At 63.0% G+C, this 11,495-nt stretch carries 11 protein-coding genes; 7 read left to right on the top strand and 4 right to left on the bottom strand.

The features are described from left to right. Positions 1–27 precede the first annotated feature (27 nt). Positions 28–579 carry a thymidine kinase gene (locus F2P45_RS00055; RefSeq protein ID WP_166869742.1) on the top strand — a complete coding sequence of 184 codons (552 nt, stop codon included), beginning with the start codon at positions 28–30 and terminating at the stop codon, positions 577–579. A gap of 28 nt (positions 580–607) precedes the next feature. Continuing rightward, entirely contained in the window at positions 608–1,030 is a 423-nt protein-coding gene (locus F2P45_RS00050; RefSeq protein ID WP_166869741.1) for a DUF7684 family protein, read from the top strand. Positions 1,031–1,037: 7 nt separating this feature from the next. Here the strand turns inward: F2P45_RS00050 and F2P45_RS00045 are convergent, their stop codons facing one another. Further along, positions 1,038–1,730, bottom strand: a complete 693-nt coding sequence (locus F2P45_RS00045) for a hypothetical protein (RefSeq protein ID WP_166869740.1) — start codon at positions 1,728–1,730, stop codon at positions 1,038–1,040. A gap of 120 nt (positions 1,731–1,850) precedes the next feature. On the opposite strand from F2P45_RS00045, the gene F2P45_RS00040 reads away from it, so the two are divergent. The 5 genes from F2P45_RS00040 to F2P45_RS00020 all read left to right on the top strand — a co-directional run bounded on the left by F2P45_RS00040 (position 1,851) and on the right by F2P45_RS00020 (position 6,722). Next, the gene (locus F2P45_RS00040; protein ID WP_166869739.1) at positions 1,851–2,099 is read left to right on the top strand and encodes a DUF3297 family protein; all 249 of its coding nucleotides are present in this window, start codon (positions 1,851–1,853) and stop codon (positions 2,097–2,099) included. Between the two features lie 140 nt (positions 2,100–2,239). Continuing rightward, positions 2,240–3,022 (top strand): ATP-grasp domain-containing protein, encoded by a 783-nt coding sequence (locus F2P45_RS00035; protein ID WP_166869738.1) that lies wholly within the window; start codon positions 2,240–2,242, stop codon positions 3,020–3,022. Next, positions 3,019–3,696: a DUF1963 domain-containing protein gene (locus tag F2P45_RS00030; RefSeq protein ID WP_166869737.1), complete on the top strand. Its 678-nt coding sequence runs from the start codon at positions 3,019–3,021 to the stop codon at positions 3,694–3,696. Before F2P45_RS00035 ends, F2P45_RS00030 begins: the two co-directional genes overlap by 4 nt. Before the next feature lie 90 nt (positions 3,697–3,786). Further along, positions 3,787–4,287, top strand: a complete 501-nt coding sequence (locus tag F2P45_RS00025; RefSeq protein ID WP_166869736.1) for a hypothetical protein — start codon at positions 3,787–3,789, stop codon at positions 4,285–4,287. 173 nt (positions 4,288–4,460) lie between these two features. Further along, positions 4,461–6,722 carry a carboxy terminal-processing peptidase gene (locus F2P45_RS00020; protein WP_166869735.1) on the top strand — a complete coding sequence of 754 codons (2,262 nt, stop codon included), beginning with the start codon at positions 4,461–4,463 and terminating at the stop codon, positions 6,720–6,722. 106 nt (positions 6,723–6,828) lie between these two features. Here F2P45_RS00020 and F2P45_RS00015 read toward each other — a convergent pair whose 3' ends face one another. The 3 genes from F2P45_RS00015 to F2P45_RS00005 all read right to left on the bottom strand — a co-directional run bounded on the left by F2P45_RS00015 (position 6,829) and on the right by F2P45_RS00005 (position 10,768). Continuing rightward, the gene (locus F2P45_RS00015; protein ID WP_166869734.1) at positions 6,829–9,411 is read right to left on the bottom strand and encodes a hypothetical protein; all 2,583 of its coding nucleotides are present in this window, start codon (positions 9,409–9,411) and stop codon (positions 6,829–6,831) included. Positions 9,412–9,535: 124 nt separating this feature from the next. Continuing rightward, positions 9,536–10,309 (bottom strand): DUF4184 family protein, encoded by a 774-nt coding sequence (locus F2P45_RS00010; RefSeq protein WP_166869733.1) that lies wholly within the window; start codon positions 10,307–10,309, stop codon positions 9,536–9,538. 66 nt (positions 10,310–10,375) lie between these two features. Then, positions 10,376–10,768, bottom strand: a complete 393-nt coding sequence (locus F2P45_RS00005; RefSeq protein WP_166869732.1) for a VOC family protein — start codon at positions 10,766–10,768, stop codon at positions 10,376–10,378. Positions 10,769–11,495: the final 727 nt, after the last annotated feature.

Genomic DNA, 11,495 nt, shown 5'->3' with positions numbered 1-11,495 from the left:
ACGCGCTTCATTCGGTGGGAACACGCAGTGGCAAAACTTTATTTCAGGTATTCGGCGATGAACGCCGGCAAGTCGACAGCGCTGCTGCAAGTAGCGCATAACTATGAAGAGCAGGGCCAGCAGGTAAAACTGTACACGGCCGCGATCGACAGCCGTTATGGCGTGGGGCAGGTGACATCACGCCTGGGTCCGCAGCGCGAGGTCGACATGTTCGATAGCGCGACCGATTTCCTGACCGATGCGCCGAAAGTGGCGTGCGTGCTGGTCGATGAAGCGCAGTTTTTATCGACCGCGCAGGTGCAGCAATTGCACCAGCTGGCGCAGGTGCGCGGCGTGCCGGTGATTTGCTACGGTTTGCGCAGCGATTTCCGGGGCGAGCCGTTTCCCGGATCGGCCTATTTGCTGGCGCTGGCCGACGATATCGAGGAATTGAAGAATATCTGCACCTGCGGGAAAAAAGCCACGATGAATATCCGCGTGGACGCGCAGGGCAAGCGGATCAGGGAAGGCGAGCAAGTGTCCATCGGCGGCAACGAGCAATACCGCCAGGCTTGCGGCCGGTGTTTTTACGCGGGCTGACGTGGCCCGAGGGTAAGGAGGTGTTTGCATGTCCCATCCTGTCACCTATATGCATCTGGCGCCCGGCACGCTGCCCACCGGGCGGGTGCGGCCGGCGCCGTACAAAATGGTGGTCATCGCCGATGCGGCCGGCGCGCCCGAATGGCAATCGCAGGTGAGCGACTGGATCGTCAAATCCGGTTGCCGCTACATGATCGCCTGGGGCGTCGACTGCAGTTCTTGGGATGACGCGGTCGATATGGCCAATATCGAAGCATTCGACTTCGGCGATATCCCCGACCAGCATTTCATTCCCACCTCCTGGCATGCGGACGATCCGATCGAGGAGGTGTTCGGCTTTTGCAAATACGACGCCGCGCATCCGGTGCTGGAACTGAGGCAAACGGTGTTGCTGCATATTGCCGACGCGGCAAACGAGAAAGCGCTGCTGCAAGCTTACGCGGCGGCGTGAGCCAGGGTTACCCTCTGGAACGCTTGCCCAGTCCCGCCGCGACATCCCGGCGTACCGACGGGCTCTTGATCAGATTGACTGCCAGGGCCTTGATGTGGTCCGCTTCATGCGGATCTCCGTTGCCAGCCAGGACGGTCAGTACCCGCCTGACTTCGCTGACGTAGGTCGTGATCTCGGCGCGGCGCTCGGGCGCTGGCGAATAGGGCCGCTGTTTGATTGCCGCAATGTCCTGTTCGAGCACGCGCGCCATTTCGCGCACGAACGGCTCCGCCGGCGGCATCAGTTTGGCCGCCAGGGCATAGTCCTGCGCTTCCACAATGGCCGGCATGGCAATCAGCGCACAGTCGGCGGCAAACACCGGCGAGGCCGCGGCCAGGGCCTTGTAGAACTGATAGGTCGCCGCCGTATCGCCGAGTTCCGCATCGATGATGACGATATCCCAGAACACTTCACGGTCGTTCGCGCCGGCCAGCAGGGCCTTTTCCTTGTCGGCGCGGATGGTGCGCAGCGCGTCGAGCGCCTTGGGGTAGGCCTGGCCCAGTTCGACCCACATGCCGATCAAGTAGTAGCGCATTTCTTCCAGCGCCGCATCTTCTTCCAGGGCGTGCTGGTAGAACCAGACAAAGCCTTGCAGCGCCTCGTCATGGCGGCCATCGTACATGGCGTTTTCGGCATCGGCGAATCGTGTCAGAGCTGTCATGGTGTCCTTTCAAGTTGGGCAAGTCGCCCGAAAGGCGCATGATGCCATACTTGCCATTGACGCAGAAGGCGGCATCGAAGAGCGTTGTACTCGCCGCGAATCTGGGGGATAATTCGCCTCATGAACGATACCACTACACTCCCCCCATTGCCCGACCGCCTGTCGATCGACCCGCGCTGCCCTTTTCACAATGAAGCGGCGTTCGAACGCGACGTCGTTATCAAGCTCAACGACAAAGAATACGTCAACGTCGAGGAATACTGCATCAGCGAAGGCTGGATCAAGATTCCATCCGGCAAAGCACTGGACCGCAAGGGCCATCCGATGCTGATCAAACTCAAAGGCAAGGTCGAAGCGTTCCATAAATAGAGCGAGTCGTCCCCGTCCGGCCGCGATGCGGCCCGGCTGGCCAACCCGTGATCCATCTTCATCCCCGCTGACACTGCCGGGCCATGTATGTGCGTGGCGGCTGTGTTGCCGGGGATATTCTTTTGTGCAAGGGAAGCGCAGTGCACTGGATTCTGCAAGAAGGTTTTTTGTCCGAGAACGGCTGGGATGCCCTGATCGCCACGCTCGAGCGCTTCGGCATCGCCTGTTCGGTGCACGCGGTGGTGCCGAAAACCGGTGAGCTGCTGCCCGCGCCCGTCATCGCTCACGCCAACGTGATGTGCATCGGGTCGTATTCGATGCGGCACGTGGCGGCGAAACACGGCTGGGTTCCGGGGGTGTTCGATCTGTATGCGCAGGATTTCGAACAGCAGCGCGCGCACTGGGGCGGGCATATGCTCAACGCCGGCGCCGTGGTAAGCAGCGTGCGCGAGGCCCGTTTCAGCGGCGAGCGCATGTTCGTGCGCCCGGTCCACGATTCCAAGTACTTTGCGGGGCGCGTGTTCGATGCCGACGCCTTCAGCGCCTGGCAACACGCCGTCTGCGCTGCGGCGCCAAACCGCGCTGGCAGCCTGGCGCCGGATACCCTGATCCAGTTATCGCGTCCGGTCGCCATTTACGCCGAATACCGTTTCTGGGTGGTGGGCGGCGAGATCGTCACGCAGTCGCTGTACAAGCGCGGCAGCCAGGTGATCTATGCGAGCGATGTCGATGAACGCCTCACGCAGTTTGTCGCGGCGCGCATCGGCGAATGGTCGCCGCACGAAACGTTCGTGATCGACGCCTGCGATTGCGCCGAGGGCATGAAGATCGTCGAAATCAATACCCTCAATTCGTCCGGCTTTTACGCCGCCGATGTGCAGCGCCTGGTGCTTGCGCTGGAACAGCGCTACAGCGCAGGATGAATCCGGACGCCCGCGCCCAGCTGGACCGGCTGCGCCAGCACCTGCGCAGCGCCGCGCTGGCCACCATCGGCGGCTTTCGTCCGCCGCAAGACCCGCTCACCTCCTGGTTCGGGCGCGGCGCCGGCTTGCCGCATGAAACCTTGCCCGAATTTGAAGGCGCACCCATGTTCCCGCTGCTGCAAATCCGCGTGGACGAACTGCCGTACGTTCCCGCGCAGTTGCGCGATGTGGCTTTGCTGGTGCTGTTCCACAACCAGTCGCGCCATCCCTTCGACTTGCCGCATGGCGAAGGATGGCTGATCCGGGAGTACGCCAGCCTCGACGGCCTGGTGGCGCTGCCGCAGGTGGCGCAGCGCATCAAGCCGTTTCCCATCCGCTGGCGCCGCGTGGACGACGATGCGCCGGGCTGGGAGGGAGCCTGGGAACTCGTCGACCTGGCGCCGGTCAATGACGACGAGGCCGCGACCGACGCGTTTTTCGACGGCTTTACGCGCAATATGGGCACCAAGGTGGGCGGCTATCCCTACGAAATCCAGCACGGCGTCGGGAGCCACGATTTCGTGTTCCAGATCGGCTCGGAAGAGAAGGCCGGCTGGATGTGGGGCGACAATGGCGTCGGCTACTTCTTCCGCGCGGCCGATGGCCAGTGGCGCTGGGATTGCCAGTTCTATTAAGCCGCGCACGATAGCATGCCCGCGTCTTGCCAGGCTGGTCTATGGTATAAATTCGGCGATGAACGCCGGCCAATTCCCCGCATGAAAGACATGCTCCTCTACCTCGCGCCCTCGGTCGGGCTGGCGCTGGTGATCCGGGTGCTGGCCGGGGCGCATCCCTTCTTTTTCCTGTTCACCGTCGCCGGCACCATCTGCCACGAACTGGCCCACTTCGTTGCCGGTCTCTTGACCGGCGCGCGGCCGGCCTCGTTCACCGTGATTCCGCGCCGGGTAGGGCGGCACTGGGAACTGGGCTCGGTCACCCTGACCCGGGTGCGCTGGTACAACGCCGCCCCGGCCGCGCTGGCGCCGCTGGTGATCGTGCTGCTGCCGTTCTGCGTGGCCTGGTGGCGCACGCGCGGCCCCTGGCAGTTCGACCCGCGCGACCTGCTCATCGCGCTGGCGCTGGCGCCCCAGTTCCTGTCGTTCTGGCCGTCGATGGTCGACTGGCGCATCGCGCTGCGCTCCTGGCCGTATCTGTTCATTATCGGCGCGGGACTCTGGCTGCTGTTTCACTTCCGGCCACACCTGTTTCAATTTGTAAATCCATGAACCCCTAAGGCCACCAGCCCGTAAGCTCGGTTTCGCGCCGGTGCGTCGGTGGCTCTGCCCCACGCCACTATCCTGTTAGAATCAGCGGCAGTAGCCGATTTAGCGGCTGGGCGCCCTTGCACTGCACGGTTTCGCCCGCAGATAACACCAGTTCCCGCTCGGAGAGACAACGAATGAAGAAGCACATGTTGATGGTCGCACTGGCATTTGCCGCGACGACACACGCGGCAGTCCCGCAGCCCGTCAAGGCGGTCGCCCAGCCTGCCAAAGCCGGCGCCACGCCGCTCAAGCCGGTTGCCACGCAAACCCAGGCCGCCGTCTGGGCCGCCACGGTCTTCGGACGCCACCACTACAAGGTCACCCCGCTCGACGATGCGATGTCGGAAAAGATTTTCGACCGCTACCTCAAATCCCTCGACAGCGACCGCCTGCATTTCCTGCAGAGCGATGTCGACGGTTTCGACCCTATCCGCACCAAGCTCGACGATGCGATCCGGGCCGAAAACCTGACCACGCCGTTTTCCATGTACAGCCTGTACCAGCAGCGTTTCAACGAGCGTTTCGCGTATTCGCGTGAGCTGCTCAAAGGCAAGTTCGACTTCACCACCGACGAAACCTTCCAGATCGACCGCGAAAAAGCGGCCTGGCCGAAGAACATCGAGGAAGCGCGCGACCTGTGGCGCAAGCGCGTCAAGAACGACTGGCTGCGCCTCAAGCTGGCCGGCAAAGACGACAAGTCGATCCGCGAAACGCTCGACAAGCGCTACGAAAACTACGTCGGCCGCATGGGCAAAGTGGACAGCGAAGATGTGTTCATGACCTTCATGAACGCCTACGCCACCTCGATCGAGCCGCACACCAACTACCTCGGCCCGCGCTCGGCCGACAATTTCGCCATCGCCATGCGGCTCTCGCTGGACGGCATCGGCGCCGTGCTGCAGCAGCGCGAAGACTACACCGTCATCCGCGAAATCGTGGTCGGCAGCCCGGCCGGCATGTCCGGCAAGCTGAAGGTCGGCGACCGCATCGTCGGCGTGGCCCAGGCCGATTCGCCGGGCTTCACCGACGTGCTCGGCTGGCGCATCGACGACGTGGTCCAGCTGATCCGTGGTCCCAAGGAATCGGTGGTGCGCCTGAACGTGCTGCCGGTCGACGCCGGCACCGACGGCAAGACCGTCACGGTGGCGCTGGTGCGCAAGAAAATCAACATGGAAGAGCAGGCCGCCAAGAAAACCATCATCGAAGTCAAGGATGGCGGCGTCAAGCGCCGGGTCGGCGTGATTTCGCTGCCGACCTTCTACCTCGACTTCGAAGCGCGCCGCCGCGGCGACAAGGACTACAAGAGCGCCACGCGCGACGTGGCCCGCATCCTTGGCGAGCTCAAGAAAGAAAAAGTCGACAATGTGCTGATCGACCTGCGCAACAATGGCGGCGGCGCCCTGGGCGAAGCGGTCGAGCTGACCGGCCTGTTCATCGACAAGGGCCCGGTCGTGATGCAGCGCAGCGCCGACGGCGGCGTGGCGGTCGAGAGCGACACCCAGGCCGGCCTGGCGTGGGATGGCCCGATGGGCGTGCTGATCAACCGTGGCTCGGCTTCGGCGTCCGAGATTTTTGCCGCCGCGATCCAGGATTACGGGCGCGGCCTGGTGCTGGGCGAACCGAGCTTCGGCAAGGGTACGGTCCAGACCCTGGTCAACCTCGACCGTGGCAACCCGGGCGAAAAAGCCCGCTACGGCGAGCTCAAGATGACGATTGCGCAATTCTTCCGCATCAACGGCGGCACCACGCAGTTGCGCGGCGTCACGCCCGATATCAAGATGCCGGTCACTTCCGACCCGGAAGGCTTCGGCGAGTCGAGCTACGACAATGCCTTGCCGTGGGTGGCGATCAAGCCGGTGGCGTTCACGCCGTCGGGCAATCTGAAGCAGCTGATCGCACCGCTGCAAAAGCGCCACGAAACGCGCATCGCCAAGGACAAGGACTTCCAGTATTTGCAGGAAGACATGGCCGAGCTGCGTAAATTGCGCAAAGACAACGTGATTTCGCTGAACGAAGCGGTGCGCCGCAAGGAACGCGATGCGCTGGAAGCCAAGGCCAAGCAGCGCGAAGCACGCCAGGTAGCCCTGCGCGCCGCCGTCACCGACGAGCCGGCCGACGTGGCCGACGCCAAGGATGCGCGCAGCAAGCTGGCGCCGCCGGCCAAGGCGGCCAAGACGGCTGCGACCAAGCCGAACCGCCAGGACGACGGCTTGCAGGCCGACGAGCGCAACCTGGCATCCGAACTGGCCGCCGAAAAAGCGGCCAAGGATGCCAAGGACGTGATGTTGCAGGAAGCGGCGCATATCCTGGCCGACGAGATCGAGATGCTCAAGACCGATACGCGCATGGCGGCGCGCCTGATGCCTTACCTGCCGGCGGTCAAAGCGGGTAACTGAGCAGGAACGCGGTAGTGTGCAGCGACGGGGCCTGAATGGCCCCGTCGTCGTTTACCGGGCAAGCAGTGTCGGCTTGCTCGCAACCGCCGCGCAGCGCGACGATAGCTCACCGGCCGGCCGCGCCATCGCCTGCCGGCGGCGCCGGCGCGGCCACGTTGCCGATCACGAACGGCTTGCTGAGCGCGGTAGCGCTGCGCAGGCCCTCCGACACGGACAGGTAGATCAGCGCCTGTTTCGAAGGCTGCAAGTCGTGCATGTCGAGTTCCAGATAATTGCGCCAGGCCGGAACCAGTCCCAGCGGTATCCAGCTGGCGCCGTTGTCCGGACTGTACTGCGCATACACGAGGGCCTGCGGGGCGAGGCCGGTGAGCGACCAGCCGATGCGCGCCAGCGGCGATCGCCACAGTTCGCCAGCCTGCGGCGCCAGCAAGGCAATTGCCGGCGCCGGTCCGCTGCGTTCGAGCGTGCGCACCGCTTTGCCGTTGAGCTCGATTACCGCTTGCCGCAGCGCCGGATCGAAGGGTGCGATCACGGCAAACTGGCGCACATCGGGCACATGGCCGGAGCCGCGCTGCTCGGCAAACGGAATGCGCACCTGTTGCCCGTTAGCGTTGCGCAAGACCAGCGCGTGCGGCCCGGGTGGCGTCAGCGGCAGCTGGGCGGTCGTGAGCTTGCGCACAAACTGCAAGGCAGCAAGCGCACCATCGGAACCAATCCGTCCGGAGACAAGCAGGATTTCACGCGGATTGGTGGCGGCAGCGGCGGCCGTGGTCGCTGGGGGAAGGACGCGGATGCCGGCGGGGGTGCACGCACCGACCGGATCATTGAAGCTGGCGCTCGATCCGGTAAAGAAACGGTGTGCCGGGTCGAGCGCAATGCAGCGATCGAACCACTGCTGGAGACGGTAAAAATTGATGTCCGAGATCCACAGCTCATTGCCCCAGACAGGCAGGGCAGGCGCGGGACCGTAGGACATCAGATCGTGGACAACGTTGCTGTCACTCACTGCGCAGCGTGGAAACAGCAAGGTGTCCGTGCTCGTCTGGCACGGTGCGATCGGACTCAAGGTCCAGGTGCCGAAATCGTCGGGCGTGCGGGGAGGCGGGCCGTTACGCCGCATGATCAGTCCGAACGCGCCGTCGTTGAATCCGCTTGCCTCGTCGACCACGCCGATCGCGCCGTGGAGGTAGGGCCATGCCTCCCAGTCTCCAAGGGTACCGCCGGCACTTTCGCCGTGCCCGCTGCTCACATGATTCATGCCGATGTTGTGGCCGATTTCCTGCCCTGCCGTGCTGGGCGACAGGTTGGACAAGGCTCCGGGGGTGTTATACCAGCCGTAGCCGAGGCAGCCGGGAGGGTTGCGCGCGATAAACAGATTCGACCAGTAGTTGACATTCAGGATCGCCGTGCCGGCCGTGGTGCCGGCCGCTGCCGCGTGAAGGTTGCCCAGCATGGTGCTGCAATCGGTGGCGGCCGTGCTGTCGACCGGCAGCGTTCCGCCATGACGCAGGCGGATATTGCCGGAGACGGGAAAGATATCCTCCAGGTAGCGCACCAGGCGCTGTCCGGTGATCATGGTCGGGGTCGGGCCGGCGCCGGGATCGCGCACACGAAACAGATTCACCCCCATCCTGTAGGGGCCTTTGAACGAGACGTTTATCTGGTGCAGGATACCGTAGCGCGCCGAGCCGCGCAGGTTCAGCCGCATGCTGCGGGCATTGGCCAGGAACGTGCCTGGAATCACATAGTCGAGCGAGGAATCGACCTGGGCCCGGCGCAGCACCAGTTCACGCTGCTGAGCCAGTGGGGTTGTGGCGCGTGTGCGCGGCACGCTGCGGCCACCAGCGGTATTTTCCGTGATGGTCCTGGTACGCGCCGTGCCGTCGCGGTCGGTGACCACGATCAGCAGTTCGGAATTGAAGTCCGCTATGTCGCGCTCGCTGGCGCCAAGGAAAAAGCGCACCGCCAGGTTGCGGCCGGCGACAAAGCTCAGGCGCTTCGACGGCAGGCCCTGCAGACGCGTGTCCGGCCTGGTATCGATGCTCCGGCCGGGCCGCGTCAGGCGCGACATCACGCCCTGGCTCATTTCATAGGCGAGCACTGACACGACGTTCGGCGGGACCGGCGGCGGCACTGGATCGATCGGAACAATATCGCGGGCGGTCGTGAGCACCAGGTCGTCGATGGTCATGTGGTCGAAGCAGTCCGCCGACGGGGTGGCGACGATGCGCGTAATGTCGCCTTCATCGGCGCCCGCCCGCAGCACAATATCGCGCGACATCGGCGGCAGCGGCTCCAGGAAGCTGGGAGGGCGCGCGGAAAATTCGTTCAGGTCCACTTGCAGCGCGCCCGCGTAGGCGGCAACGCTGTAGGAGCGCAGGTGGCGGTTGAGGACGCGCAGGCGTACTTCGCGCACGCCCATCGGCGCGCTCATCTCGACGATCAGCGGCCCGCATGTGCGCTCTTCGCCTTGCTGCAGGAGCTGGTTGCCGAAGAAGGCGGCGATGATGGGGCGCGAGGGAAAGCGCACGCCCTGCGCCACGTACAGATTGGTGGCTTCGGCTCCCAGCGCCGTCCCCGCGTCGAAGTTGATCGTCACGGTGGCGGCGCGCGCCGGCGCCTGTAGCGCCATCAAAGCAAGCCCGGCCGTTAGCAGCGCACGCGCGGCGGAGGTGAAATAGAGTCTCATGGGAATCTCGCAGGTAGCTGAACTGAGCTATCAAGCTACCATCGCGACTTTCGCATGCGGCTGACTTCGCTCAACGCGGGCAGTTGATGGCGCGCGGGGCGTCATGCCGCCATTCCCGGCAGCGTCAGCCTGTTCTATTCCGCATCAACGCGTGTGCCTTCCAGGCGGCGCAAATGAGCACGATGGCAATCGCGGCGAAAGCCATGCTCGTCGTCACCATGTTGAACAGCGCGTGTTCGGTGGATCTCGTGCTTCGAAACAGCAATCCCCAGGCCCCACCGAGCATGGCTGCGCCACCCACCGCGGCCAGGGCCAATAGCCGCTGTCTGTTGCTGAACGATGGCTGATAAGGTGGCCCCGGCTCGCTGCGTGAAAACCAGGCCATGCTATAACTGGCGATCACGATGAATCCAAGCAGGCTGCTCGTGTGCTGAAGAAGTTTGAACGCGGGTAGATGGAAACCGCCGATTGGAACCAGCGTGCGTAACAGTGCAATGCGCGAGACTAGGACTGTGTTGGGGTGAGTAAATGCATCCCAGATAATATGGGTCGACGCGCCGATTGCCAGTGAGGCGAGCAGGGCCGACGCCGCGCGCGCACTCTGCAAAGGCATGGGGATGCGCCACGCCATGCGGGCGCTGAGCGCTTGCGGCAGCCACGCCAGGAATGCTGGCCTCAACAGTGCGCAATACAGCAGATACACCAGGGCGCCGACCGGAACGCAATACAGGAATATGCCGGGCACGCTGTGACTGAACCTGCCGCTCATACCGAATGAAAAGAAGTAGACGAAGTCCGGCATCATGCTGCCGATCGCCAGCGCCGGCAGGGAAGTGACACCCCTTGCATATCGATGCAAGGGAATGACGATGGCCGGGTGACACAAGGTAAATGGCATCTGTGCCTTTACTGCGGGGCCAATGGCCCGCGCATTGTCGCCGGCTGTCCGGCGCGATCGTTCGGCTTACTTGGGACGGTGCAATGCGCAGAGCTTGTTGCCGTCCGGATCGCGTACATACGACAAGTAGACGGAACCCATGTCGCTTTCACGCAGGCCCGGCGGGCCTTCGCAGGAGACGCCGCCATGTGCCACCGCGACATCGTGAAATTGCGTTACCTGCTCCGGCGAGTTGCATTTGAAGCCGATGGTCGCGCCGTTGGCGCAGGTCGCTTCTTCGCCATTGATCGGCTCGGTGATGCAAAACGTGTTGCCATCATGGCGATAGAAAAGACGGATGTGACCGGAACCGGCCACATTGCGGATCGGTTCGCCGGCGCCGAGCATGCCGAGCAGCGCATCGTAGAACCGTTTCGAGCGCTCGATGTCGTTTGAACCGACCATCACATGATTGAACATACTTTTCTCCTTTGTGTCCTGAGCATTTTCAGGGCGTGACTCTTGTGGTGAATGGAATTGACACTGACGGCAACAACGACGGACGACGTCCACATCTTCCTGTCGCGTTGCAAAAAGTTCCGTGATCATAGCGGTTTACCGGCGTTACGTGGCAGCTGCACATGTCATTGGCATGCAATTTCCATCGTGCAAGTGCGAAACATGGCCAGACAAGGACAATGATGAGTAATCTCGCGTATCTGTTCGGGAAGGCAGGTGAATTTTTGTGCGGTGGGGAACTTTTGCGTCCGGTTGCCGGATCATGATCGGATCCGGCGCAGCCGACGTCAGGCGCGCACAGGCCACCAAGGTGCGTCCAGCCCCTCCACCGATGAATTCCTGATCAGCCGGACCAAACTATTCCACCTGCACGAAAGCCCAGCAGCAGGAATACGCCGTCAACGCGCGCGATGGTCTTGGCGCTGTCATTCATCGAACAAGCGTAAAAAAATCTGCCTCTTTCACGCACGCTCTGACACAGAACAAATTTTCGTAACTGTTCAGCCTGAGTGACGATGAAATATACATGTTGTAAACGCCGGACGCTTCGTTCATCATAGCGGCATGGCAAACAAGCTCCCGCGTCCCGACCTTTCCAAGCTTTCCGAGTCCGACAAGAACAAGGTAATCATGGCGCTGTTCGACCATATCGACGCCTTGTTGGCCCGTGTGGAAACGCTGGAGGCGC

The organism is Massilia mucilaginosa (assembly GCF_011682145.1).
Lineage (GTDB): Bacteria > Pseudomonadota > Gammaproteobacteria > Burkholderiales > Burkholderiaceae_D > Telluria_A > Telluria_A mucilaginosa.
This window is presented reverse-complemented; position numbering and strand designations above follow the sequence as displayed.